Raw genomic sequence first — 22,314 nt, 5'->3', positions numbered from 1 at the left:
TGTGACACCAGCGCGCCTGTGAGGCCCGCTCGGCGCTCCCTTGCTGCCTTTTTCACGACAAATCCGGCAAGGAGAACCCAGGTTGTCTGCCAACGGCAAACCTCGTTCCATCATCAGCACCGACACCTTCGCCTGCGTCCGATGCGGCCTGACCGTCGCCGCGTACGCGCCCGGCGGCGTCCGCCGTAACCACTGCCCGAGCTGCCTGCACTCGTTGCACGTGCTCGACCGGGTGGAGGGCGGCCCGTCGGAGTGCCGGTCGCGGATGAACCCGATCTCCATCGCGGTCCTCCGCACCGGCGACTGGATGATCATCCATCGCTGCTCGCGCTGCGGCGAGCTGACGTCCAACCCGATCTGCGGGGACGACAACCAGCTCATCCTCATGCGCATGGCCGTCCGCCCGCTCGCGCAGCCGCCGTTCCCGCTCGAAGCGTTCGGCGACCTGTGACATGCCCAGGAGGAACCCTGGCCGGGCCAGGCCGCAACAGCCCAAGGCCGTGCAACGTGCCGAGCGCGGCGACGCGTTCCGCTGCGTCGGCTGCCGGCTGGACGTACCGATGGACGCGCCCGGCACGGCGCACCGCAACCACTGCCCGCACTGCCTGACCAGCCTGCACGTCGACCACCGGATCCCGGGGGACCGGCGGGCGGGCTGCCGGGGCCCGATGGCGGCGCTCAGCGTCACCGTCAGGCCGGACGGGGAGTGGCTGATCATCCACCACTGCCAGGCGTGCGGCGGGCTCAGCGCCAACCGCATCGCCGGCGACGACAACGCGCTGGCCCTGCTGCGCATCGCCGTACGGCCGCTGTCCGACAGCCGCCTGCCGGTGAGCGCCCTGCTGGCGCTCTGACAGATCGCGCCCGGACAGAAGGCGCTGTGAACACGGCGTTCTGAAAGAGATGCCGTGACGACGGCGGGCCGCCCTCCGGGGCGGCCCGCCGCTCGCGTCGGCCTAGTCGTCGCCGAACTCCAGGCGCAGGGCCAGCGTGAAGTCGCTCACCGCCTCCTCGTGCCGCTCCATCTCCTGGAAGATCTCGCCGCGTACCCGGTAGGCCCAGATGTACTCGGGGTCCAGCTCGATGGCCCGGTCCAGGTCGCGCAGCGCGGCCTCGTTGTCGCCCATCTCGCTCAGCACCGCGCCCCGGCTGCCGAACGCGCGGTCGTTGTCGGGGTCGAGCTCGACCGCGCGGTTCAGGTCGGCCAGCGCCTCCTGGTAGCGGTCGGTCATGCGCAGCGCCTCGCCCCGCCGGCTGAGCGCCCGCACGTGGTCGGGGTCGGCCTCCAGGGCCCTGGTGTAGTCGGCGATGGCCTCGCTGTAGAGGTGCATGCGCTGGTACAGGTCACCGCGCGCCACCCAGGAGTACGCCAGCTCCTCGTTCAACGCGATGATCTTGGCGTGCTCGTCCAGGGCCTCGTCCAGCCGGTCCATGTCCACCAGGGCGTCGGCCTTGGCCTCCAGGATCCACAGGGACTCGGGGGCGAGGGTGAGCGCGTGGTCGAAGTCGTCCATCGCCTCCTCCAGCCGGCCGAGCGCCGCGTACGCCTGCCCGCGCGAGCCCAGCGCGTACGCGCTGTCGGGTTCCAGTCTCAACGACTCGTCGAAGTCGGCCAGGGCGGCCTCGTACCGCTCGATGACCCGGTGGCTCTCGCCGCGCAGCCGCCAGGCGCGGGCGTTGTCCGGGACCAGCGCTATCGACTCGGTCAGATCGGCGATAGCGGCCTCGTGCCGCGACAGCGCGATGTACGATTCGGCTCGGCTGCGCAGTACGGACGCACGCGACTGGGCGGCTGCCTCGGACAGCTCGGTCAGCTCGGACTGGTCGTTGATCCCCTCGCTCATGGAGGGAATCTATCTAACTAAATCTGGATGATGGCCGCCTTTTCCCGGGTGTACTCCACGACGGAATCGTGGCCGTACCCGCTGTCCTTCACGCCGCCGAACGGCAGGCCCGGAGGCATCTGGCGGTAGGTGTTCACCCACACGGTGCCGCTCTGCAGATCGCGCACGAACCGGTGCGCCCGTCCGAGGTCCCGCGTCCACACCCCGGCCGCCAGCCCGTACGGCGAGTCGTTGGCGATCTCCAGCGCCTGCTCGTCGCTCTCGAACGGGATGGCCACCGCCACCGGCCCGAAGATCTCCTCCTGGCAGATGCGCAGGCCGTTGTCCTCGGTCGTGTAGAGCGTGGGCGCCACCCAGTAGCCGCCCGGCAGGCCGGGCACCACCTCGGCCCCCGACCGCCCGCCGAAGACCAGCTCGGCCCCCTCCTTCTCAGCCGTCTCCAGGTACGAGCGCACCCGCTCGAACTGCCCGGCCGACACGATCGGGCCCATGGTCGTGGCCAGGTCGAGGGGGTCGTCCAGGACCAGCCCGGCGCAGATGTGCCTGATCCGCCCGAGCAGGTCGTCCCAGATCGACCGGTGGACGAGGATGCGCGAGCCGGCCACGCACACCTGCCCGGCGTTGCCGGTGTAGACGGAGTTCACGGTGACGCCCTGCGCGGCGGCGTCCAGGTCGGCGTCCGGGAAGACGATGTTGGGCGACTTGCCGCCCAGCTCGAACGTCAGCGGCTTCAGCGCGTCCGCCGAGGCCCGGGTGATGGCCTGGCCGGTGGCCGTGGAGCCGGTGAGGCTGATCTTGCCGACGTCCCGGTGCCGGACGAGCGCGTCGCCGACCTCCTCGCCGAGCCCGCTGACGATGTTCAGCACGCCCGGCGGGAACACCTCGGCCAGCAGCTCGCCCAGCCGCAGCACCGACGCGCTGGCCTGCTCGGCGGGCTTGACGATCACCGTGTTCCCGGCGGCCAGGGCGTAGGCCGCCTTGGCGGAGAAGGTCGAAATGGGGGAGTTCCAGGGGATGATGCAGACCGCCACCCCGTACGGCTCGCGCCGCGTCAGCCCGAGCGTGTCGGGCCCGAGCAGGACGGTGTCGCCCTTGACCGCCTCCAGGCACTGCCCGGCGGCCAGCTGCCACAGGTACGCCATGCCCGGCAGGTCCTTCTTGAGCGTGTCGCGCAGGATGCGGCCGTTGTCGCGGGTCTCCAGCCGGGCCAGTTCCTCGGCGTGCCGGGTGAACACCTCCGACACCTTGCGCAGGAAGTGCGCCCGGCCCAGGGCGGGCATGGCCGACCAGGCGGGGAAGGCCGCCCGCGCCGCCGCCACGGCGGCCTCGGCCTCGCGGGCGCCACTGGCCGGGATCCGGGCCCACGCCTCGCCCGTGGCGGGGTTGACGGTGTCCATCGTCCGGTCCGCGGGGACCAGCTCGCCGCCGATGAGATTGCGGTAGTCAGGCACGCGCCCAAGCATATGCTTGCTTGTCATGGGCGGGCCACCCCCGGATGGATCGGGGCATAATGGTCTTCCGTGAAAATCGACCTGACCTGGCCGGAAACCGCCGGCGAGCCCCTGCTCGCCGCCGTCCACCGCGTGCTGCACGCCGTCGTCGAGCTGGGCGGCGCGATCGGCTACCTCGCGCCGCCCACCAGGGACGAGACCGACCCCTGGGTGGAGTCCACGCTCGCGATGGCCAGGAAGGGCGAGGGGCGGCTCGCCCTGGCCACGGTCGACGGCACGGTGCAGGCCATGGGCCTGTGGCGACGCGGCCAGGAGGCGGTCTTCCGGCACTCCGGCGAGATCGGCAAGGTCATGGCCCACCCGCAGGCGCGCGGGCTCGGGCTCGGCCGGGTGGTCGTGTCCGGTCTCGCGGACGACGCCCGCGCCGCCGGCATCGAGACGCTCACGCTGCGGGCGCGCGGCAACAACCACGGCGCGATCGCGCTGTACGAGAGCCTCGGGTTCCGCGAGTGGGGGCGGCTGCCGAACGTGGTCGAGGTGGGCGAATGGCGCTTCGACGAGGTGAACATGTACCTGGAGCTCGGCCGCCCGCCCGGCACCATCCTGCACGGCTCCTCCCCGGGCGGCCCCGGCTCCTCCCCACAGCCCGGCTCCTCGCCTCAGCCCGGCTAGGATCGGGGCATGCTGCTGGCCCCCGGAGTGCACGCCGTCGTCACCGACCGCCACGGAGGGGTCAGCGCCCCGCCGTACGGCTCACGCAACCTCGGCGGCATGGTCGGCGACGACCCGGCGGCCGTACGGGCCAACCGCGCGGGCCTGGCGGCCGAGCTGGGCGTACGCGCCGTCGTCTACATGCGTCAGGTCCACAGCGCCGACGTCGCCTACGTGAGCGAGCCGTTCGGCGACGAGCCGCCGCCGCTCGACGGCGTGTTCACCACCGAGCCGCGCCTGGCGCTGGCCTCGCTGGGCGCCGACTGCCCGGCCGTGCTGCTGGCCGACCCCGAGGCGCGCATGGTCGGCGCCGCCCACTCCGGACGTCCCGGCACCGAGGCGGGCGTGGCCACCGCCCTGGTCGAGGCCATGGCGGCCAAGGGCGCCCGGCCGGGCCGGATGGTCGCGCTGATCGGCCCCGGCGCCTGCGGCCGCTGCTACGAGGTGCCCGAGGACCTGCGCGAGCAGGTGGCCTCGAAGGTGCCGCCGACGTGGTCCACGACGTCGTGGGGGACCCCGGCGCTCGACCTGCGGGCCGGGATCGAGTCCCAGCTCAGGGCGGCGGGCGTCGCCGACGTGCGGCACGACGCGCGTTGCACCATCGAGTCCGCCGAGCTCTACTCCCACCGCCGCGAACAGCCCGGCGGCCGCTTCGCCGGCCTCATCTGGCTGACCTGACCCGGAAGCCCGCCCCCGGAGGGGGTTACTTCTCGCGGGAGCCGTTGAAGACGACGTTCACGATGATGATCCCGACCCAGATCGGGATCAGCGCCATCGCCCGTCCGCCTCCCGCGAAGGCGAGCGCGACCGTGGACAGCGTGCCCAGCGAGAGCGAGACGATCGCCAGCGCCAGCCGCTGGCCGTCGGACCCCCTGGCGGGCGCCTTGGCGCGCGGGGCCGTGCCGGCCAGGCGCTCGTCGACCCGCCGGTCGACCTCCTGGCCCACCTTGTCGAGGAACGACTCCACCAGCGCGTCCTCGAAGTCGGGGCCGAGGTCGCGCCGCGCGGACACGGCCGCCTTGAGCTCATCACCGGTGGTCATAAGGGAGAGACTAGACCGCTTTGCCCCCTAACGGGCGAGGATGTCGTCGAGGTCGTAGCTGACCGGCCGTTCCAGCTGCTCGTACGTGCACGACTCGGGCGTGCGGTCGGGCCGCCACCGCCGGAAGTGCGCCGTGTGCCGGAACCGGTCGCCCTCCATCTGGTCGTAGGCCACCTCGATCACCAGCTCGGGCCGGAGCGGGATGAACGACAGGTCCTTCTTGGCGTTCCACCGCGACACCGCGCCCGGCACCCGCTGCCCGCCGGTCGCGGGCCCCGCCGCCGGCTGCCCGGCGTTGGCCGTGGCCTGCTCGGCCCAGTGGCCCCACGGGTGCTCGCTCAGCTCCGCCAGGTACGGCTTGAGCTCCTCCACCAGCTCGGCCCTGCGCGCCATGGGGAACGAGGCCGCCACGCCCACGTGATGCAGCCGGCCGTCGTCGCCGTAGAGGCCGAGCAGCAGTGAGCCGACGATGGGCCCGGTCTTGTGCTCGCGGTAGCCGCAGATCACCACGTCGGCCGTGCGCTCGTGCTTGACCTTGAACATCGTGCGCTTGTCGGGCACGTACGGCTGGTCGCCCGGCTTGACGATGATGCCGTCGAGGCCCGCCCCCTCGAAGGCGTCGAACCATTCGCGCGCCTGCTCGTCGGCGGTGGTGACCGGCGTCAGCCGGACGGACCCGCCCTGGTGCGGGAACAGCTCCTCCAGCCGCCGCCGCCGCTCGGCGAACGGCTCCTCCATCAGCGACTCGTCGCCCACGGCCAGCAGGTCGAAGGCGATGAACTGGGCCGGCGTCTGCTCCGAGAGGAGCTTGACCCGCGAGGCGGCCGGATGGATGCGCTGCTGGAGGGCGTCGAAGTCGAGCTGCGCGCCCCGGGGCAGCACGATCTCGCCGTCGATCACCACCTTGCCGGGCAGCTCGGCCTTGACCGCCTCGACCAGCTCGGGGAAGTAGCGGGTGAACGGACGCTCGTTGCGGCTGCCGAGGTAGACCTCGTCGCCGTCCCTGAACACGATGCAGCGGAAGCCGTCCCACTTGGGCTCGTAGAACAGGGTGCCGTCCTGCTTGGGCATGGCCTTGACCGGCTTGGCCAGCATCGGCGGCACGGGCGGCCGGACCGGGAGGTTGGGCACCGGCTCCGGCTCTTCGACGGGCTGCTCGGTCATGGGCTCTGCTCCCTCGTGTATCTGCAGAAGAGGACCCCCTCCTCTTCCAGGACCTGGCGGAGGTCAAGCGGGACCTGCGCGGCCACGCCGTTCAGTATGCGGGCCGCGCCGCCCGCGACCAGCATGGGACTCACCGACAGGCACAACTCGTCGATGAGGTCGTCGGCCGACAGCTGCGCGTTGATGCGCGGGCCGCCCTCGCACAGGACGCGGGTCAGGCCGCGCTCGTGCAGCTCGCGCACGGCCAGCCGCATGTCGACGCCGTCGTCGCCGGCGATGATCAGGTCGGACCGCCGGCCGGCCAGCTTGCGGCGCTCGGCGGGCGCGGACTCGCAGGTGATCACGATCGTCGGGTTGGTCGCGTCGGTGAACAGCTCGCCGTCGAGGTCGAGGTCGAGGCTGCGGGTGATCACCGCGATCGGCGGCACGTCGGGACGCCCGGCCCGGATCGACGACCAGGAGGCGCGCGGCTTGACCGGGCCGTAGCCCTCGGTGCGGACGGTCGCCGCCCCCGCGACGATCACGTCGGACAGCCCGCGCAGCACGGCGAAGATGCGCTTGTCGCCCCTGCTCGACAGCCCGCCCGAGCGCCCCTGCAGCCACGCCGCGCCGTCGGCGCTGGAGACCATGTTGAGCCGCAGCCAGGGCCGCCCCTCGGGATAGGCGTACGCCTGCGGGATGTCCGGATTGTCTTGAAAGTCGGGATAGATGCGCCGCACTCCTCTACCTTGGCACACCCCACCGACAAACCGTCCCCGGGGGTTTTGCGGCTGACAGCACTTTTGAGTAACTGAAGGACGAAAGGCCCGGAGTCTGCATACGGTGGCGGCAGAGCCTCGCCGGGAGGGGACATGGGCCTGCTCACCGCCGTCACATGGACGATCGCCGCACTGATCGGGATCTACCTGCTCCACCGCTGGCTCTCGGCCGGCGGCCTGCGCCGCCAGGAGGCCAAGGTCACCCGCTTCCCGGTGACGCTGCTGCTGTCCCATCCGGCGCTCGCGGCCGCGTCGCTGGCCTGCTGGGTGGCCTACCTGCTGACCGGCCGCGCCCCGCTGGCCTGGCTCGCCCTCTGCGGGCTCACCGTGGCCGCGCTGCTGGGCTTCACGATGTTCACCCGCTGGCTCGGCGGCGGACGTCACCAGCGCCGGGCCACCGGCTTCCCGGTGCTCGCCGTGGTCCTGCACGGCGTGGCCGGGGTGACCACGTTCGCGCTGCTCCTCGTCACGGTCGGCATCGCCCGCGTCTTCTGACGGCCCGCCGGGTCAATGCAGCCAGGTGGTCGATGGAGCTAGGGCGTCTGCGGCTCCCTGGGCAGCCGCAGGACCTGGAACGACCGGCCGGTCACCGCCACCAGGTCGCCCGCCCGCCACCGCTCGTCGCCGAACGCCTCCTCCACCACGTCGTGACAGGTGTCGAGCACCGGCAGCCACTCGGCCCCGAACTCCGGCCCCGGCAGCGTGAACGACAGGTTCTCGTGGTGGGCGTTGACGAGCAGGAGGAAGGAGTCGTCCACGATCCGCTCGCCGCGCGGGCCTGGCTCGGTGATGGCCTCGCCGTTGAGGTAGACCATCAGCGACTTGGCGTAGCCGGTGTGCCAGTCGCCGGCCGTCATCTCCTTGCCGCCCGGGGTCAGCCAGACCAGGTCGCGCTTGCCGTTGTCGGGGTGGCGGCCGTGGAAGAAGCGGCGGCGCTGGAAGACCGGGTGCTCGCGGCGCAGCTTCGACAACGTCTTGACGAACTCCAGCAGGTCGGACTCGGCGTGCAGCATCGACCAGTCGATCCAGGCCAGCTCGTTGTCCTGGCAGTAGGCGTTGTTGTTGCCCCGCTGGGTGCGGCCGATCTCGTCGCCGTGGGAGAGCATCGGCACGCCCTGCGACAGGAACAGCGTGGTCAGGAAGTTGCGGCGCTGGCGGCGGCGGAGGGCGACGATGTGCGGGTCCTCCACCGGGCCCTCGGCGCCGCAGTTCCAGGACCGGTTGTCGTTGGTGCCGTCGCGGTTCTCCTCGGCGTTGGCCTCGTTGTGCTTGTGGTCGTAGGAGACCAGGTCGGTCAGGGTGAAGCCGTCGTGGCAGGTGACGAAGTTGATCGAGGCCACCGGGCGGCGGCCGGAGGACTCGTACAGGTCGGCCGAGCCGGTCAGGCGGGAGGCGAACTCGGGGAGCGCGGAGTTGGTGCCCCGCCAGAAGTCGCGCACGATGTCGCGGTACTTGCCGTTCCACTCCGTCCAGAGCGGCGGGAAGTTGCCGACCTGGTAGCCGCCCGGCCCGACGTCCCAGGGCTCGGCGATCAGCTTCACCTGCGAGATCACCGGGTCCTGCTGGATGAGGTCGAAGAACGCGCTCAGCCGGTCGACGTCGTGCAGCTCCCTGGCCAGGGCCGAGGCCAGGTCGAAGCGGAAGCCGTCGACGTGCATCTCCAGCACCCAGTAGCGCAGCGAGTCCATGATGAGCTGCAGCGCGTGCGGCGAGCGCACGTTGAGCGAGTTGCCGCACCCGGTGTAGTCGAGGTAGTAGCGCCGGTCGCCGTCGTGCAGGCGGTAGTAGTTGACGTTGTCGATGCCCCGGAAGCCCAGCGTGGGGCCCATGTGGTCACCCTCGGCGGTGTGGTTGTAGACCACGTCGAGGATGACCTCGATGCCCGCCTCGTGCAGCGCCCGCACCATCGCCTTGAACTCCAGCACCTGCTGGCCGCGGGTGCCCGAGCCGGAGTAGCGGCCGTGGGGGGCCAGGTAGGCCATCGTGTTGTAGCCCCAGTAGTTGGTCAGCCCCCGGGCCACCAGGAAGTGCTCGGGCACGTAGTGGTGCACCGGCATGAGCTCGACCGCCGTCACGCCGATGGACAGCAGGTGCTCGATGATCGCCGGGTGCCCGACCCCGGCGTACGTGCCGCGCAGGTCCTGCGGCACGCCCGGGTGGCGCATGGTCAGCCCCCGCACGTGCGCCTCGTAGATCACCGTCTCGTGGTACGGGATGCGCGGCGGCCGGTCGTTGCCCCACTCGAAGAACGGGTTGATCACCACGTTCTTCGGCATGTACGGGGCGCTGTCCTCCCTGTTGCGCACCGACGGATCGGTGAAGTAGTAGGGGAACAGCGCCTCGTTCCAGGTCAGCTCACCGTCGATGGCCTTGGCGTAGGGGTCGAGCAGCAGCTTGGAGGGGTCGCAGCGACGCCCCTGCGACGGCTCGTACGGCCCGTGGACGCGGTAGCCGTACCGCTGGCCCGGCTGGATCCCCGGCAGGTAGCCGTGCCAGACGAAGCCGTCGACCTCCGGGAGCGGCACCCGCTCCTCGCTGTCGTCGTCGTGAAAAAGGCACAGCTCGACCCGCTCGGCGACCTCGGAGAACACGGCAAAGCTGGTGCCGACGCCGTCCCAGGTGCCGCCGAGTGGATAGGGTTCGCCCGGCCAGACCTCGCGCATGTGACCCAATTGTCGCACGCGAATGCGTCCCTGTTAGAGGAGTTCGGCTTTCAGGGTGATCGTGGTGCCCGCCAACGCCTTGCTGACCGGGCAGTTCGCCTTGGCGGTCGCGGCGGCCTCCTGGAACTGCTCGGCCGAGATGCCCGGAACGTGCCCCTGCACGGTGAGCACGATGCCCGTGATGCCCTCGCCCGGCTGGAACGTCACGTCCGCGCTCGTGCGCAGCGACTCCGGCGGCGTGCCGGCGCCGGCCAGGGCGTGCGACAGGGCCATGGAGAAGCAGGAGGAGTGGGCGGCGGCGATGAGCTCCTCGGGGGAGGTGCGGCCGCCCGCGGCCTCGGCCCTGGAGGGCCAGGAGACCTCGAACGTGCCCACGCCCGAGCTGTCGAGCGAGACGGTGCCCGAGCCGTCGAGCAGGGCGCCCTTCCATTGCGTGGTGGCGGTGCGGGTGGTGGCCATGACGGGTGATCCCTCCGGTCGTCGTCCGTTCGACACTATCGCGGGGCCGCGGAGCGGGTGGCGGGGGCGTCCGCCTCAACATTTCCGGCGAATGGTGACATGCTCGGGTCGCGGCGCACCCGCCCGCCTCGGTCCGGACCACGGGAGTGTGGTGCCAGTGGAGGCACCGTACGACGACCGCCTGCTGCACCAGCGGGTGGTCGGCGGCGACGAGTCGGCGCTGGGGGAGGTCTACGATCGGCTGTCCGCCCTGATCTTCGGGCTCTCCTTACGGGTCACCAGGGACCGCGTGATCGCCGAGGACATCACGCAGGAGGTGTTCCTGGTGTTCTGGGAGCGCCCGCTGGCCTACGACCCCGGACGCGGCCCGCTGCGCGCCTGGCTGGCCACGATCGCCCACCGCCGCGCGGTCGACCACGTGCGCGCCGAGGAGCGCCGCCGCGTCTCCGCGCTCGGGCCGCGGCTGTTCGAACGCGAGCCCGCCAGGCTGGAGGAGGCCGTGCTGGCCGCCGAGGAGGCCGAGCGCGTGCGGCAGGCGGTGACGTCGTTGCCCGAGGGGCTGCGCCGGCCGGTGGAGCTGGCCTACTTCGGCGGCCGGACGTACCGGCAGGTGAGCGAGGAGCTGGGCGTGCCCGAGGGCACGGCCAAGTCGCGCATCCGGCTGGCGCTGCGGCGCCTGGCCGACGCGCTGGCGGAGGAAGAAGCGTGATGGATCCTGTCGAGCGCCTGTATCTGGACACGTTGATGGAAGACCCGGCGGTGCCGGTCCGTTCCCTGCGCCCGCAGCTCCTGGCCGGGGCCAGGGCCCGCCGCCGCCCCGCGGCGCCGACCGCCGGCTGGGCGCTGCCGTACGCCGGCCGCGTCGCCGCCATGGACGCGCTGCTGGCCTCGGCCGCGGACGACGACTGGGCGCGCGTCATCGTCGAGGGCTGGACGCTCCAGGAGCTCGTCGCCCACCTGGCCGCCAAGGACGGCCTGCTGGCCGCCTCCGTCGGCGCGCCCGTGCTCGGCCCGCCGCTGGCCGCCCGGGACGCGGCCGGCCGCACGGCGGACGTGCAGGCGTACGAGCGGGCCCGCGGCCCCGAGCAGACCAGGCGCGACTGGCGGGCCCAGGCCGACGCCCTCTGCCGCCACCTGGACGGCCTCGACCCGGCCACCCCGGCCACGGTGGACGGCATGGAGACGGTCGTGCGCGACCACGTCCTGGCCAGGAGCCTGGAGACGTGGGTGCACGCCGCCGACGCCGCCGCGACGGCCGGGGTGCGCCTGCCCGACCCGGTGCCCGAGCACATCCGCCCCACGGCCGACCTGTGCGCCCGCCTGCTGCCCTGGACGATGCTCCTGTCCGGCCTGGACGGCTCCGGCCGCACCCTGCGCCTCACCCTCACCGGCGCGGGCGGCGGCGACTGGCGCATCCCGCTCGGCGTCACCGACACCGCCCCGGGCACGCCGGACGCCCACGTGACGGCGGACGTGGTCGCGTTCTGCTTCCTGCTGGGCGGCAGGGGCGAGCCGGACGCCTTCCCCGCCGAGCTGACGGGCGACCTCGCGCTGGCCCGCGACGTCCTGACCACGGCTCCCGCCCTGTCGGGGCCGTGAGCCGGTAAGCTGTGATCGATCTGTGACCTAATATAGAGTGATAAATCGGGATTCATAGGGAATCCTTTGATCCGAAGTCCAGCAGAGGGCTTCAACTCACGTTCAAACGTGGCGTGCCTCTGCCTGGGCTTTTTCCATGGACAGAGCCGCCATCGGGCATATGGAGCTACTCAGATGGCCGTCCTGGATATCGCACTCGACGAAATGACCGCCGAACAGCTTCTGGCTGAGATGAACAGGCCGGAAGCCTCGGACGAGCACAAGGCCCGCATCCGTGAGCGCGTCGTCACCATGTACGACTCCCTCGTCACCGAGGTCACCCGTCGCTACCGCCACCAGCGCGAGCCGATGGAGGACCTGCGCCAGGCCGCGTACGTCGGCCTGATGAAGGCCATCAACGGCTTCGACCCCGAGCTCGGCCACGAGTTCCGCGGCTACGCCATGATCACGATGGTCGGCGAGGTCAAGCGGCACTTCCGCGACCGCACCTGGGCCGTCAAGGTGCCGCGCGTCTACCAGGAGCGCCGGCTGGAGCTCAACAAGGCCACGGCCGACCTCACCCAGACGCTCGGCCACTCGCCCACCGTCTCCGAGCTCGCCGCGCACATGAACATCACCGAGGAGGACGTCCTGCTCACCCTGGACGCCTCCACCGCCTACAGCGCCCTGTCGCTGGACGCCCCCGTCGGCGGCGACAACGACGGCGCCGACCTCGGCGACTTCCTCCCCTCGCAGGACGAGTCGCTGGACACGCTGCTCGGCAAGTACTCCGTCAAGCCGCTCATCGACGCCCTGCCGTCGCGGGAGCGCAACATCCTGCTGATGCGCTTCTACGGCAACATGACCCAGTCGGAGATCGCCGCCGAGTTCGGCATCTCGCAGATGCACGTCTCCCGCATCCTGCGCGCCGTGCTGAACCAGCTCCGCACCGCCCTGTCGGACTGACCGGGTGGGCGGGCGGCCCCTGCTCCAGGGCCAGAACCCCGGGCCCCCGGCGGCCCCGCCCAGCGGGCGGGCCGCCGGGGGCGACAGGGTCACTCCCCGCCGAGCCCCGTGACGAGGTCTCTGGCGTAGTCGTCGTCGCTCTCCTCCAGCACCCGCCTGACGCCCTGCTCGGCCCGCTCGTCGCCGCGCGCCGCGAGCCCCCGCGCCGCCTCGGCCACCGTGCGCAGGTCGGCGTCGGCCAGCCGGTCGGCCAGCGCCTCCCGGATGCGGGGCGTGTCCGCCGACAGCCCGGCCAGGCCGGCCGTGGCCCAGTCGCGGATCTCGGCCTCCTCGTCCCGGGACATCTCGATGAGCAGCGACAGGCCCTCCTCGTGGTCGGCGGGCAGGACGTCGGCCAGCGCGATGGCGTCCGTCATCGTGCGCTTGTGGCCCGGCCGGCCGATGATGTCGAGCACGGCGGGCAGCGCCCGCGGGTCGCCCTGGTGGCCCAGTGCGGCCAGCACCGAGCGCAGCACCTGCGGGTTGCCCTCGGTGGTCACCATCTTCTGCAGCAGCGCCAGCGTGCGGTCGAGGTAGGGCTTCTCGCCGTCGGCGAACCCGAACTGGGCGATCGCGTCGACGCCGAACTCCCGCTCGCGCGCGTCCTCGCTCACGCACAGCCGGGACAGGGCCTCGTACGTCTCGTCGTCGGCCCGCCGGCCGAGCGAGTCGGCCACGATCCACCAGGTCTCGGCGTCCTCGTCGACGTCGCGGTGGGCGACGGCCCTGGCGACGAGCTGGTCGACCGGCGTGTGGACGCCCGCCGCGTCCTCCAGGACGGTCGCCACGGCGGCGTGGCCCCGCTGGGCCTGCACCTGCTCGGTCTGCGAGCCGTCGGGGGAGCGGCCGGCCACGGTGACCAGCTCGGTGCCGTCCTTGGCGTACTGGCGGCCGACGACGTACTCCCAGCCCTCCTGGGCGATCTGGTCGAGCAGCGCGGACTCCAGGTGCACGCCCACCCAGTCGGCCGCGATGTCGAGCGGGCTGTCGCCGTCGCCGTCGAACTTCTCGTGGTCGGCGCCCGCCTCCAGCAGCGTCTGGACCACGCCCAGCGCCCCGCGCCTGGCCGCCAGGGTGAGCGGGGTGTCGCCGTCGTCGTTGGCCGCGTCGATCTCGGCCCCGGCCTCGATCAGCACGCCCGCGGTCGCGGCGTGGCCGTTGGCGGCGGCCCAGAGCAGCGCCGTCCAGCCGCCGGTCTCGCGGCCGTTGACGTCGGCCCCGGCCGCCAGCAGCGCCTCGGCGACCTCGACGCGGTCCCAGGCGGCGGCCGCGCAGAGCGGCAGCCCGGCCTCCTCGCCCTCGCTGGCCTTGTTGGGGTCGGCGCCGCCGGTGAGCAGCTTGCCCACGGTCTCGGTCTCGCCGTTCAACGCCGCGCGATAGAGCTGTTCCTCATGCATGACAGGACCCTAGCGTCTTCGCAGCCCGCGGTCGCCGGAGCACGCTGACGGGCGGTCTGTAGGCCGCGGGACCCATCCAAGGGTGTACGGATGTTCCTCCCAGGGGAGGAGCCCCAACCGGCCCAAGACGCGATATGTTGCGTCTATGACAGATCCGGGTGAGGTGCGCGCGTCGGACGCCGAGCGCGAGGCCGTCGTGGAACAGCTCCGTGTCGCCTCGGTCGAGGGCAGGCTCACGCTCGCCGAGCTGACCGACCGTACCGAGGCCGCCTACACCGCGACCACGCACGCCGAGCTCGCCCTGCTCACCCAGGATCTGCCCGTGGGCCGCGGGCCCGCGCCCACGCCCGCCCCGGCCCGCGAGGGCGGCAAGCGGCGCTGGTTCGTCGGCATCATGGGCGACACCAAGCGGCGCGGCACCTGGCGCATCGACCAGGAGCTCGGCGCGGTCGCCGTCATGGGCGACGTGCTGCTCGACCTGCGCGAGGCCGAGGTGCGCACGGACGTGGTCGACGTCACGGCGGTGTCCGTGATGGGCGACGTCAAGATCATCGTGCCCGACGGCGTGAACGTCGACCTCGACGGCGTCGCCGTGATGGGCGACAAGAAGGTCGACGTGCTGGAGGCGGCCCCCGGCATGAACGTGCCGGTGATCCGGGTGCGCGCCTACGCCGTGATGGGCGACGTCAAGGTGCTCGGCGACTCCCGCGCCCAGCCGGTCAAGCGCGGCCTGGCCGCCTGGCGGGAGCACTGGCGGGCGCTGCACGGCGACGACTGGCGCGAGGTCGGCCGCCAGATGCGCGACGACGCCCGCGAGGTCGGCCGGCAGATCCGCGACGAGCACCGCGCCCTGGAGCGCGAGCGCCGCGACCGCCGCCGCGACCATGGGGGTTACTGAGGCCGTGCAACGCGGGCGGGGGTCTTCGGCGTAGTGATCGGTGAACATCACCGGACAGTGAGGACCCCTCGATGCGGGATCGTGCCGACTTCGAGCGATACGTCGAGCAGCGCTCGGCCCGCCTGCTCAGGACGGCGTACCTGCTGTGCCGCGACTGGGCCACGGCCGAAGACCTGACGCAGACCGCGCTGGCCAGGGCCTGGCTGGCCTGGCGGCGGGTCGGCGCGAACCCCGACCCGTACGTCTACCGCATCCTGACCAACACGCACGCCTCCTGGTGGCGGCGGCGCTGGCGGGGCGAGGTGGCCACGGGCGAGCTCCCGGACCGCCCCCAGGAAGCGGACGACACGGCCGGGCTCGGCACCCGGGACGCGCTCAGGGCCGCCCTGGCCGCGCTCCCGGCCAAGCAGCGGGCCGTGGTCGTGCTGCGGTACTTCGAGGACCTGCCCGACGAGGCCATCGCCGAGATCGTGGGCTGTTCGGTGTCCACCGTACGCAGCCAGGCCAGCCGCGCGCTGGCCAAGCTGCGGCTCGACCCCGCGGCCAGGGCCGCGGCGGAGACGGGGAGCTGACGATGACGGAACAGCGACTGCATGACCTGCGCGACCTGCTCGAACACGACACCGCCGACGCGCCCCCCGGCGGGGTGCGGCTGGCCGACGTGGACGCCCGCGTCCGCCGCATCCGGCGGCGCCGGGGCCGGGCGGCGGCCTCGGTGGCGGCGGCGGCCCTGACGGTCACGGCCGTCACGGTGCTCACCGTGGACGCCCGGCCCGTTCCCGTGTCCGCCCCCGCCGCCGGGGACGTGTGGGCCGGCGCCCTGGCCCAGCCCGCGCCGACGCGCGCCCAGCCCCGGCCGCCGCTCTTCCACGGCTACACCCAGGGCGGCAGGCGGGAGACGTTCACCTTCGAGTCGAAGGCCGGGAAGGTGTCCTTCGCCCTCACCTGCCCGTCGGGCGGCTACGGGCTGGTCTGGCTCAACGGCGACCTGGTCGCCACCGGCGCGTGCGGGCCCACGGTCCGGCAGCCGCCCGGCTGGTTCGGCGACGCCACGGCCCGCGACGGCGTGAACGAGCTGAGCGCCGCCGTCGTGAAAGCCGCCGACGTCGGCACCGGCCCGGTGACCGCCGCGAGCGCCGAGCTGCTGCTGGCCAGGACCGCGTCCTACCCCGGCGAGTGGCGGCTGACGGTGGTGGACGCCCGCACCCGCGCGTGCCGGCCCAACGTGGTCAGCGTCGATCCGAGGACCGGCGTGATCACGGCCCAGTGCTGAGGGCCCCCAGTGCTGAGAGCCCGGTGCTGAGGGCTCAGCCGGCCACGGGCAGGCGCTCGCGCAGGGCCGCCTCGTACCGCTCCAGCAGCACGTCCACCAGCTCCGGCGCCGGGCCGAGCACGTCGGCGCAGACGGCCGGGGCGGTGGCCCGGCGGATCCGGTCGGCGAAGAAGCCGGGAGCCAGCAGGTAGGGGGCGACGGCCACGCGCGGCGCGCCCGCCGCCCGAAGCCGCGCGACGGCCTCCCCGGGCCTCGGCCCGGCGGCCGAGGCGTAGGCCGCGGTCACCGTCCACCAGCCGGCGCGCCGCCAGGCGCGGGCCATGCCGGCGATCACCTCGTTGGCCCTGGCGTCGCTCGACCCGGCCGAGACCAGCACGACCGCCGTCTCGGGGTCGCCGGTCGGCACGCCCGCCTCCGCCAGCCGCCGCTCCAGCGCCGGCAGCAGCAGCGGGTGCGGCCCGAGCGTCGTGCCGTAGCGGACCCGCAGGCGCGGATCGCGCGCGCGGGCCTCGTTGAGCGCGGCGGGCAGGTCGACCCGGCTGTGGTAGGCCTCGGTGAGCAGCAGCGGCAGCACCACGGCTTCACCCAGCCCGTCGAGCGCCTGCCCCAGCGTGGGCGCGCAGTGGTCGAGGTAGGCCACCCGCACCGGCAGGTCGGGACGCGCCAGGCGCACGCGGTCCAGCAGCGCGGCCACGGTGGCGGCGGCGCGCGGGTCGCGCGACCCGTGCGCGACCGCCACCAGTGGCACGCGCCCGGGGGCCGGCCCGTCTGCCAACGGGACGCGGCCCCTGCCGGGGATCACAGGTGAATGCCGCATTCGACCTTCCCCAGCCCCGCCCAGCGGCCGCTGCGCGGGTCCTCGCCCTCGGCGACCTGGCGCGTGCACGGCGCGCAGCCGATCGAGGGGTAGTTGTCGTAGTGCAGGGGGTTGATCAGCACGCCGTTGTCGGCGATGTAGTTGTCGACGTCCTCCTGCGTCCAGGCGGCGATCGGGTTGACCTTCACCATCTGGCGCTTGGCGTCCCACTCGACGACCTTGGTGTCCGTACGGCTGGACGACTCGTCCCGGCGGATGCCGGAGATCCACGCCAGGTACGGCTCCAGCGCCCGGTTGAGCGGCTCGACCTTGCGCAGGTAGCAGCACAGGTCGGGGTTGCGGCCGAACAGGCGCGGCCCGAGGTCGCGATCCTGCTCCTGGACCGTCCTGGACGGCTTGATGTCGATCACGTTGACGTCATAGACCTGCCGCACGGCGTCACGGGTGCCGATCGTCTCGGCGAAGTGGTAGCCGGTGTCGATGAACAGCACGTCCACGCCCGGTTTGACGCGGCTCACCAGGTCGATGAGCAAGGCGTCGCTCATGGAGGACGTCAGGCACAACCGGTCGCCGAACGTCGCCGCGGCCCACCGGATGATCTCCCGGGCCGGGGCGCCCTCAAGGAACGTGGCGGCGGACTCGACGATGTCCTGCAGGTCAAGGGTGCCACGCTGATCTCGCAGACCCACCTCGATGTCGACGAGCGTCATATCTTCACTCCGATTCCGAGAAACTTCAGCTTGAAGGCGCGGGCGCAGGCGCGGCAGTACCAGCCGCCGTCCCCCTCGTAGGGCTCCAGGTCCTCGTCACCGCAGTACGGGCAGTGGAAGGGGACCGCTCGCGTGGTCATTTCAGGTCCGCCTCGTCCGCGCGCTGCACCCAGTCGGCGAAGGACTCGCCCTCCTTCTTCTGGGCGTCGTAGTTGCTCACCACGCGCTCGACGTAGTCGGGCAGGGCCTTGGCGGTGGTCTTCAGGCCGCGCACCTTGCGGCCGAAGCCGGAGTTCACGCCGAGCGAGCCGCCCAGGTGGATCTGGTAGCCCTCGACCTGGTCGCCGTTCTCGTCCACGACGAGCTGGCCCTTCAGGCCGATGTCGGCGACCTGGATGCGGGCGCAGGAGTTGGGGCAGCCGTTGACGTTGATGGTGAGCGGCTGCTCGAAGTCGGGCAGCCGCCGCTCCAGCTCGTCGATCAGGTGCGCGGCGGTGGCCTTGGTCTCGACGATGGCGAGCTTGCAGTACTCGATGCCGGTGCAGGCCATCGTCTGGCGGCGGAACGTGGAGGGGTTGACCTGCAGGTCGTTGGCCTCCAGCTCGGCCACGATGGACTCCACCCGGTCCGGCGCGACGTCGAGGACGACCATCTTCTGCTCGACGGTGGTGCGCACCCGGCCGGAGCCGTGCCGCTCGGCGATGTCGGCGATCACGTGGAGCTTGTCGCCGTCGAGGCGGCCCACCTTGGGCGCGAAGCCCACGTAGAAGTTGCCGTCCTTCTGCGGGTAGACGCCCACGTGGTCGCGGCGGCTGCCGCGCGGCAGGGTGGGCGCCGGGCCGTCGGGCAGGCTCTCCTTGACGTACTCGGTCTCCAGCACCTCGCGGAACTTCTCCACGCCCCAGTCGTTGACCAGGAACTTCAGCCGGGCCCTGTGCCGCAGCCGCCGGTAGCCGTAGTCGCGGAAGATGCCGATCACGCCCGCGTACACGTCGTCGACGCGGTCGGGGCTGACGAAGACGCCGAGGCGCTTGGCCAGCATCGGGTTGGTGGACAGGCCGCCGCCGACCCACAGGTCGTAGCCCGCCTCGCCGTGCTCGTTGACGACGCCGACGAAGGCGACGTCGTTGATCTCGTGCACCGTGCAGTGGGCCGGGCAGCCGCTCAGCGCGCTCTTGAACTTGCGCGGCAGGTTGGAGTACTCGGGGTTGCCGATGAACTGCCGGTTGATCGACTGGATGTCGTCGGTGGCGTCCAGCACCTCCTCGGCGTCGATGCCGGCCAGCGGGCACCCCAGGATCACCCGCGGGGTGTCGCCGCACGCCTCGGTGGTGGACAGGCCGACGGCCTCCAGGCGCTCCCAGATGTCGGGCACCGACTCGATCTCGATCCAGTGGAGCTGGATGTTCTGCCGGTCGGTGAGGTCGGCCGTGCCGCGCGCGTACTCGTTGGCGATGTCGGCGATCGTGCGGAGCTGGCGCAGGTCGAGCTGGCCGCCGTCGATGCGCACACGGAGCATGAAGTAGCGGTCGTCGAGCTCCTCCGGCTCCAGGACCGCGGTCTTGCCGCCGTCGATGCCGGGCTTGCGCTGGGTGTAGAGGCCGTACCAGCGCATCCGCCCGCGCAGGTCGGCGGGGTCGATCGAGTCGAAGCCGCCCTTGGCGTAGATGTCGATGATGCGCTGGCGGACGTTGAGCCCGTCGTCGTTCTTCTTGTTCTCTTCGTTCTTGTTCAGCGGTTCCCGGTAACCGAGGGCCCATTGGCCCTCGCCGCGCGGGCGCTTGTGATGCCGGCTGGCAGGGGTGCTCATTGCGCGTCCTTCGTTTTGTGGGCGCGCGCAGCGTTCCTCCTGCCTCGTCATCGAGTGCAGGGGTTCAGGTGGGTGCGACGCGCTCTGCGGTAAAGAAGATGAGTTAGCGGGCGTCGCAACAGATGGCACTGCGGACACGCTGAAGGTCGACGTGGCGTCGACCGACGAGCATGGGGTCCGCTGGCATACCTTGAAGATACTCCGGAGATCCCGGATGTCCAAGATGGGGTCCAGAGTCTGGACTCCGCGGGCTCCTAACCCTGGCGCGGCCAGTCGAGCGGCGACTCCTGCGGCCGCTCCTCGCTCTGGTGCTGGCAGTCGCACCAGGAGCCGCCGCGGCAGTCGTCGTGACGCTTGTCCTTGCAGCTCTCGCAGATCACGTCTCGATTATTCTCCCAGAACGTTGTTCGGGTTAGGCTGGCGCGCGTGGACCTCATGGCCGGACTGCTGGCCGACCTCCGGGCCGAGAGCGATTCCCTGGAGGCGCTGCTGGCGCCGCTGCGCCCCGCCGACTGGGAGACGCCCACGCCCGCCGCGGGGTGGGCGGTGCGCGACCAGGTGAGCCACCTGGCCTGGTTCGACGACGCCGCCGTGGTGTCGGTCACCGACCCCGACGGCTTCCGTGCCCTGGCCGCGCGGGCCGGCTCGGTGGACGAGCTCGCCGAGGCCGCGCGCGGCCTGCCGCCGGGGCAGCTGCACGCCTGGTTCCGCGCGTCCCGGGCCCGGTCGCTGGAGGCGTTCGCGACGCTCGGCGCGCGCGTGCGGGTGCCGTGGTTCGGGCCGGCGATGTCGGGGGCGTCCTTCGTCACCGCGCGCCTGATGGAGACCTGGGCCCACGGCCAGGACGTGGCCGACGCGCTCGGCGTCGCCCGGGAGCCCACCGAGCGGCTGCGGCACGTGGCCCTGCTCGGCGTCCGCGCCCGGCCCTACAGCTTCGCCGCCCGCGGTCTGCCCGAGCCCGCCGGGCCGGTACGCGTCGAGCTCACGACCCCAGGCGGCGACCTGTGGACCGCCGGCCCCGCGGACGCGCCCGCCGCCGTGCGCGGCCCGATGCTCGACTTCTGCCTGCTCGTCACCCAGCGCGTGCACCTGTCGGACACCGCCTTGGAGCCGGTCGGCGAGCCCGCCCGCGCCTGGATGGAGATCGCCCAGGCGTTCGCCGGGCCGCCGGGGAGCGGGCGGCCGCCCAGGTCAGGGTAAGTTCAGGGTCGTACCGGATGACGTCGGCGGCACGGCCGGTGACATGCTGTGAGCATGCGGACCATTCTGAACGTCATCTGGCTCGTGTTCGCCGGCATCTGGCTGGCGATCGGCTACGCCGTGGCCGGGATCATCTGCTGCATCCTCATCGTCACCATCCCGTTCGGCATCGCCTCGTTCAGGATCGCCGCCTACGCTCTGTGGCCGTTCGGCCGTACGGTCGTGCGCGATCCCGACGCCGGCGTCTTCTCCCTCATCGGCAACGTGATCTGGTGCGTGGTCGCGGGCATCTGGCTGGCGATCGGGCACGTGGTCACCTCGATCCCGCTGTTCATCTCCATCATCGGCATCCCCATGGGCATCGCGAACCTCAAGCTGATCCCCGTCTCCCTCCTCCCGCTGGGCGCGCGCATCGTGGACAACGACTAGGGCAGGAGCCGGGACGTAAGCTGTCCCGGAGAGTCACTGCGAAATACCGTTGGGTGCCATGACGTCCACCAATGCGCCTTCCCGGTCCAGGAGGCGGCTCGCCTCGAACGCCCGGGCCAGGCTGAACTGGGTGCTCGACACCAAGTCGTGGGCGATCGTGCGCGCGGCCACGAACGCCGGTGTCAACTACCGGGTCACCGGCCTGGCCGGCGAGGCCGCGTTCTTCGCGCTGCTGTCGCTGCCGCCGTTCGTGCTGGGCCTGATCGGCGTGCTGGGCAAGCTCGGCACCTGGCTCGGCGGCGGCGTCGTCACCGAGGTCAAGAGCTGGGTGATCGAGCAGGCCGGGCTGCTGTTCACCGACGACGCCGTCAAGAAGGTGATCAACCCGCTCATCACCGACGTGCTCAGGGACGACGCCAACAAGGTGTCCATCATCTCGCTGGGCTTCCTGCTGTCGCTGTGGTCGGGCTCGCGGGCGCTCTACGTCTACGTCGACCTCATCTCGGTCGCGTACGGGCTGGGGGAGGAGCGCGGCATCATCCGCACCCGGCTGATGTCGTTCGGCCTCTACGTGGTCGGCCTGATCATCGGCATCATCGTCATGCCGATCCTGGTCATCGGCCCCACCCTGCTCAAGGACGCCCTCCCCGGCGAGTACGGCATCCTCATCGACATCCTCTACTGGCCCGTCGTGATCAGCGGCTCGGTGCTGTTCCTCACCGTGCTCTACCACGTCAGCGTGCCGGTGCGGACGAAGTGGTACCGGGAGCTGCCCGGGGCGATCCTGGCCCTGTTCCTGTGGATCGTGTGCGCCGCCGTGCTGCGGGCGGTGCTGGCGGCCTGGTTCTCGCCGGTGTCGGTCTACGGCTCCCTGGCCGCCCCGATCGCGCTGCTGCTGTGGCTGTACATCACCGCCCTGGCCGTGCTCATCGGAGCCATCCTCAACGCCGAGGTCGACCGGCTCTGGCCGGGTGTGAGCCGGACCAAGTAGCCGGACGAGCGGCCGGTTGCGCATCCGCTATCGTCTAGGGCGACGCGACTGGCGCATTCGGTGGGATCGACCACCAGGGAGCGAATCAACCGGGAGCGGAGGCCGAGCGCCTGG

At 72.0% G+C, this 22,314-nt stretch carries 28 protein-coding genes; 14 read left to right on the top strand and 14 right to left on the bottom strand.

Going from position 1 to position 22,314, the window contains the following annotated elements; translation table 11 throughout:
• The first annotated feature begins 82 nt into the window (after positions 1–82).
• Together AB0J46_RS08995 and AB0J46_RS08990 are read left to right on the top strand one after the other, a co-directional pair.
• Positions 83–451 (top strand): RNHCP domain-containing protein, encoded by a 369-nt coding sequence (locus AB0J46_RS08995; RefSeq protein WP_352325680.1) that lies wholly within the window; start codon positions 83–85, stop codon positions 449–451.
• Between the two features lies 1 nt (position 452).
• A complete protein-coding gene (locus tag AB0J46_RS08990; RefSeq protein WP_364328464.1) occupies positions 453–854 on the top strand; it encodes an RNHCP domain-containing protein in 402 nt (133 codons plus the stop codon).
• A 102-nt stretch (positions 855–956) separates the two neighbouring features.
• Here AB0J46_RS08990 and AB0J46_RS08985 read toward each other — a convergent pair whose 3' ends face one another.
• Both AB0J46_RS08985 and AB0J46_RS08980 read right to left on the bottom strand, forming a co-directional pair.
• The gene (locus tag AB0J46_RS08985; protein ID WP_364328461.1) at positions 957–1,844 is read right to left on the bottom strand and encodes a tetratricopeptide repeat protein; all 888 of its coding nucleotides are present in this window, start codon (positions 1,842–1,844) and stop codon (positions 957–959) included.
• Positions 1,845–1,861: 17 nt separating this feature from the next.
• Entirely contained in the window at positions 1,862–3,295 is a 1,434-nt protein-coding gene (locus AB0J46_RS08980) for an aldehyde dehydrogenase family protein (protein ID WP_364328458.1), read from the bottom strand.
• Positions 3,296–3,364: 69 nt separating this feature from the next.
• Between AB0J46_RS08980 and AB0J46_RS08975 the strand changes: the two genes are divergently transcribed.
• On the top strand, positions 3,365–3,967 hold the full coding sequence (locus tag AB0J46_RS08975) for a GNAT family N-acetyltransferase (protein ID WP_364328455.1): 603 nt from the start codon (positions 3,365–3,367) through the stop codon (positions 3,965–3,967).
• A 9-nt stretch (positions 3,968–3,976) separates the two neighbouring features.
• Positions 3,977–4,684, top strand: a complete 708-nt coding sequence (gene pgeF, locus AB0J46_RS08970) for a peptidoglycan editing factor PgeF (RefSeq protein WP_364328452.1) — start codon at positions 3,977–3,979, stop codon at positions 4,682–4,684.
• A gap of 25 nt (positions 4,685–4,709) precedes the next feature.
• Here the strand turns inward: pgeF and AB0J46_RS08965 are convergent, their stop codons facing one another.
• Genes AB0J46_RS08965 through AB0J46_RS08955 form a run of 3 tightly spaced genes read right to left on the bottom strand, consistent with a single transcriptional unit; the run spans position 4,710 to position 6,931 of the window.
• Positions 4,710–5,048 (bottom strand): hypothetical protein, encoded by a 339-nt coding sequence (locus tag AB0J46_RS08965; protein WP_357964915.1) that lies wholly within the window; start codon positions 5,046–5,048, stop codon positions 4,710–4,712.
• A 27-nt stretch (positions 5,049–5,075) separates the two neighbouring features.
• Positions 5,076–6,212 carry an ATP-dependent DNA ligase gene (locus tag AB0J46_RS08960; protein WP_364328449.1) on the bottom strand — a complete coding sequence of 379 codons (1,137 nt, stop codon included), beginning with the start codon at positions 6,210–6,212 and terminating at the stop codon, positions 5,076–5,078.
• Positions 6,209–6,931, bottom strand: coding sequence for a pyrimidine reductase family protein (locus AB0J46_RS08955; protein WP_364328446.1), 723 nt, complete (start codon positions 6,929–6,931; stop codon positions 6,209–6,211). The genes AB0J46_RS08960 and AB0J46_RS08955 overlap by 4 nt, the downstream gene beginning before the upstream one ends.
• A 132-nt stretch (positions 6,932–7,063) precedes the next feature.
• Between AB0J46_RS08955 and AB0J46_RS08950 the strand changes: the two genes are divergently transcribed.
• Positions 7,064–7,465, top strand: coding sequence for a hypothetical protein (locus AB0J46_RS08950; protein WP_364328443.1), 402 nt, complete (start codon positions 7,064–7,066; stop codon positions 7,463–7,465).
• Positions 7,466–7,503: 38 nt separating this feature from the next.
• On the opposite strand, the gene glgX is transcribed toward AB0J46_RS08950, so the two are convergent.
• Together glgX and AB0J46_RS08940 are read right to left on the bottom strand one after the other, a co-directional pair.
• Positions 7,504–9,633 carry a glycogen debranching protein GlgX gene (gene glgX / locus AB0J46_RS08945; protein WP_364328440.1) on the bottom strand — a complete coding sequence of 710 codons (2,130 nt, stop codon included), beginning with the start codon at positions 9,631–9,633 and terminating at the stop codon, positions 7,504–7,506.
• 33 nt (positions 9,634–9,666) lie between these two features.
• Positions 9,667–10,092, bottom strand: a complete 426-nt coding sequence (locus AB0J46_RS08940) for an OsmC family protein (RefSeq protein ID WP_358284802.1) — start codon at positions 10,090–10,092, stop codon at positions 9,667–9,669.
• Between the two features lie 157 nt (positions 10,093–10,249).
• Here AB0J46_RS08940 and AB0J46_RS08935 point away from each other — a divergent pair, with 157 nt between their 5' ends.
• From AB0J46_RS08935 to AB0J46_RS08925, 3 genes are all read left to right on the top strand, one after another.
• Positions 10,250–10,801, top strand: a complete 552-nt coding sequence (locus tag AB0J46_RS08935; protein ID WP_358284805.1) for a sigma-70 family RNA polymerase sigma factor — start codon at positions 10,250–10,252, stop codon at positions 10,799–10,801.
• The gene (locus AB0J46_RS08930; RefSeq protein WP_364328435.1) at positions 10,801–11,691 is read left to right on the top strand and encodes a maleylpyruvate isomerase family mycothiol-dependent enzyme; all 891 of its coding nucleotides are present in this window, start codon (positions 10,801–10,803) and stop codon (positions 11,689–11,691) included. The genes AB0J46_RS08935 and AB0J46_RS08930 overlap by 1 nt, the downstream gene beginning before the upstream one ends.
• A 174-nt stretch (positions 11,692–11,865) precedes the next feature.
• A complete protein-coding gene (locus AB0J46_RS08925) occupies positions 11,866–12,636 on the top strand; it encodes a SigB/SigF/SigG family RNA polymerase sigma factor (protein WP_358284809.1) in 771 nt (256 codons plus the stop codon).
• 89 nt (positions 12,637–12,725) lie between these two features.
• Here AB0J46_RS08925 and AB0J46_RS08920 read toward each other — a convergent pair whose 3' ends face one another.
• On the bottom strand, positions 12,726–14,072 hold the full coding sequence (locus tag AB0J46_RS08920) for an ankyrin repeat domain-containing protein (protein ID WP_364328432.1): 1,347 nt from the start codon (positions 14,070–14,072) through the stop codon (positions 12,726–12,728).
• Positions 14,073–14,217: 145 nt separating this feature from the next.
• Here AB0J46_RS08920 and AB0J46_RS08915 point away from each other — a divergent pair, with 145 nt between their 5' ends.
• From AB0J46_RS08915 to AB0J46_RS08905, 3 genes are all read left to right on the top strand, one after another.
• Positions 14,218–14,970, top strand: a complete 753-nt coding sequence (locus AB0J46_RS08915; RefSeq protein WP_364328429.1) for a DUF1707 domain-containing protein — start codon at positions 14,218–14,220, stop codon at positions 14,968–14,970.
• 71 nt (positions 14,971–15,041) lie between these two features.
• Entirely contained in the window at positions 15,042–15,542 is a 501-nt protein-coding gene (locus AB0J46_RS08910) for a SigE family RNA polymerase sigma factor (protein ID WP_352363802.1), read from the top strand.
• A gap of 2 nt (positions 15,543–15,544) precedes the next feature.
• The gene (locus AB0J46_RS08905) at positions 15,545–16,243 is read left to right on the top strand and encodes a hypothetical protein (protein WP_364328426.1); all 699 of its coding nucleotides are present in this window, start codon (positions 15,545–15,547) and stop codon (positions 16,241–16,243) included.
• A gap of 34 nt (positions 16,244–16,277) precedes the next feature.
• On the opposite strand, the gene AB0J46_RS08900 is transcribed toward AB0J46_RS08905, so the two are convergent.
• From AB0J46_RS08900 to AB0J46_RS08875, 6 genes are all read right to left on the bottom strand, one after another.
• Positions 16,278–16,982: a sirohydrochlorin chelatase gene (locus tag AB0J46_RS08900; RefSeq protein ID WP_364328423.1), complete on the bottom strand. Its 705-nt coding sequence runs from the start codon at positions 16,980–16,982 to the stop codon at positions 16,278–16,280.
• 59 nt (positions 16,983–17,041) lie between these two features.
• Positions 17,042–17,770: a phosphoadenylyl-sulfate reductase gene (locus AB0J46_RS08895; protein ID WP_358284820.1), complete on the bottom strand. Its 729-nt coding sequence runs from the start codon at positions 17,768–17,770 to the stop codon at positions 17,042–17,044.
• The gene (locus AB0J46_RS08890; RefSeq protein ID WP_103955276.1) at positions 17,767–17,910 is read right to left on the bottom strand and encodes an Insertion element protein; all 144 of its coding nucleotides are present in this window, start codon (positions 17,908–17,910) and stop codon (positions 17,767–17,769) included. Before AB0J46_RS08890 ends, AB0J46_RS08895 begins: the two co-directional genes overlap by 4 nt.
• Positions 17,907–19,580 (bottom strand): nitrite/sulfite reductase, encoded by a 1,674-nt coding sequence (locus AB0J46_RS08885; RefSeq protein WP_364328419.1) that lies wholly within the window; start codon positions 19,578–19,580, stop codon positions 17,907–17,909. Before AB0J46_RS08885 ends, AB0J46_RS08890 begins: the two co-directional genes overlap by 4 nt.
• A 103-nt stretch (positions 19,581–19,683) precedes the next feature.
• A complete protein-coding gene (locus AB0J46_RS08880; protein ID WP_311132608.1) occupies positions 19,684–19,767 on the bottom strand; it encodes a putative leader peptide in 84 nt (27 codons plus the stop codon).
• Positions 19,768–19,834: 67 nt separating this feature from the next.
• Complete coding sequence (locus AB0J46_RS08875) at positions 19,835–19,960, bottom strand: hypothetical protein (protein WP_352328175.1); 126 nt, start codon at positions 19,958–19,960, stop codon at positions 19,835–19,837.
• A 55-nt stretch (positions 19,961–20,015) separates the two neighbouring features.
• Here AB0J46_RS08875 and AB0J46_RS08870 point away from each other — a divergent pair, with 55 nt between their 5' ends.
• From AB0J46_RS08870 to AB0J46_RS08860, 3 genes are read left to right on the top strand one after another with little or no spacing between them, the layout of a single operon-like run.
• Positions 20,016–20,780 (top strand): TIGR03084 family metal-binding protein, encoded by a 765-nt coding sequence (locus AB0J46_RS08870; RefSeq protein WP_364329595.1) that lies wholly within the window; start codon positions 20,016–20,018, stop codon positions 20,778–20,780.
• A gap of 54 nt (positions 20,781–20,834) precedes the next feature.
• Positions 20,835–21,209 carry a YccF domain-containing protein gene (locus AB0J46_RS08865; protein ID WP_352363810.1) on the top strand — a complete coding sequence of 125 codons (375 nt, stop codon included), beginning with the start codon at positions 20,835–20,837 and terminating at the stop codon, positions 21,207–21,209.
• A gap of 58 nt (positions 21,210–21,267) precedes the next feature.
• The gene (locus AB0J46_RS08860; protein WP_358284824.1) at positions 21,268–22,200 is read left to right on the top strand and encodes a YihY/virulence factor BrkB family protein; all 933 of its coding nucleotides are present in this window, start codon (positions 21,268–21,270) and stop codon (positions 22,198–22,200) included.
• Positions 22,201–22,314: the final 114 nt, after the last annotated feature.

The sequence above is a fragment of the Nonomuraea sp. NPDC049758 genome, assembly GCF_040674635.1.
Taxonomy (GTDB): Bacteria; Actinomycetota; Actinomycetes; order Streptosporangiales; family Streptosporangiaceae; genus Nonomuraea.
This window is presented reverse-complemented; position numbering and strand designations above follow the sequence as displayed.

Coding starts and splice junctions, on each gene's coding strand:
- AB0J46_RS08990 (WP_364328464.1), top strand. CDS start 453: ATGCCCAGGAGGAACCCTGGCCGGGCCAGGCCGCAACAGCCCAAGGCC.
- AB0J46_RS08985 (WP_364328461.1), bottom strand. CDS start 1,844: ATGAGCGAGGGGATCAACGACCAGTCCGAGCTGACCGAGCTGTCCGAG.
- pgeF (WP_364328452.1), top strand. CDS start 3,977: ATGCTGCTGGCCCCCGGAGTGCACGCCGTCGTCACCGACCGCCACGGA.
- AB0J46_RS08965 (WP_357964915.1), bottom strand. CDS start 5,048: ATGACCACCGGTGATGAGCTCAAGGCGGCCGTGTCCGCGCGGCGCGAC.
- AB0J46_RS08960 (WP_364328449.1), bottom strand. CDS start 6,212: ATGACCGAGCAGCCCGTCGAAGAGCCGGAGCCGGTGCCCAACCTCCCG.
- AB0J46_RS08950 (WP_364328443.1), top strand. CDS start 7,064: ATGGGCCTGCTCACCGCCGTCACATGGACGATCGCCGCACTGATCGGG.
- glgX (WP_364328440.1), bottom strand. CDS start 9,633: ATGCGCGAGGTCTGGCCGGGCGAACCCTATCCACTCGGCGGCACCTGG.
- AB0J46_RS08940 (WP_358284802.1), bottom strand. CDS start 10,092: ATGGCCACCACCCGCACCGCCACCACGCAATGGAAGGGCGCCCTGCTC.
- AB0J46_RS08930 (WP_364328435.1), top strand. CDS start 10,801: ATGGATCCTGTCGAGCGCCTGTATCTGGACACGTTGATGGAAGACCCG.
- AB0J46_RS08925 (WP_358284809.1), top strand. CDS start 11,866: ATGGCCGTCCTGGATATCGCACTCGACGAAATGACCGCCGAACAGCTT.
- AB0J46_RS08920 (WP_364328432.1), bottom strand. CDS start 14,072: ATGCATGAGGAACAGCTCTATCGCGCGGCGTTGAACGGCGAGACCGAG.
- AB0J46_RS08915 (WP_364328429.1), top strand. CDS start 14,218: ATGACAGATCCGGGTGAGGTGCGCGCGTCGGACGCCGAGCGCGAGGCC.
- AB0J46_RS08910 (WP_352363802.1), top strand. CDS start 15,042: ATGCGGGATCGTGCCGACTTCGAGCGATACGTCGAGCAGCGCTCGGCC.
- AB0J46_RS08905 (WP_364328426.1), top strand. CDS start 15,545: ATGACGGAACAGCGACTGCATGACCTGCGCGACCTGCTCGAACACGAC.
- AB0J46_RS08895 (WP_358284820.1), bottom strand. CDS start 17,770: ATGACGCTCGTCGACATCGAGGTGGGTCTGCGAGATCAGCGTGGCACC.
- AB0J46_RS08890 (WP_103955276.1), bottom strand. CDS start 17,910: ATGACCACGCGAGCGGTCCCCTTCCACTGCCCGTACTGCGGTGACGAG.
- AB0J46_RS08885 (WP_364328419.1), bottom strand. CDS start 19,580: ATGAGCACCCCTGCCAGCCGGCATCACAAGCGCCCGCGCGGCGAGGGC.
- AB0J46_RS08880 (WP_311132608.1), bottom strand. CDS start 19,767: ATGCCAGCGGACCCCATGCTCGTCGGTCGACGCCACGTCGACCTTCAG.
- AB0J46_RS08870 (WP_364329595.1), top strand. CDS start 20,016: ATGGCCGGACTGCTGGCCGACCTCCGGGCCGAGAGCGATTCCCTGGAG.
- AB0J46_RS08865 (WP_352363810.1), top strand. CDS start 20,835: ATGCGGACCATTCTGAACGTCATCTGGCTCGTGTTCGCCGGCATCTGG.
- AB0J46_RS08860 (WP_358284824.1), top strand. CDS start 21,268: ATGACGTCCACCAATGCGCCTTCCCGGTCCAGGAGGCGGCTCGCCTCG.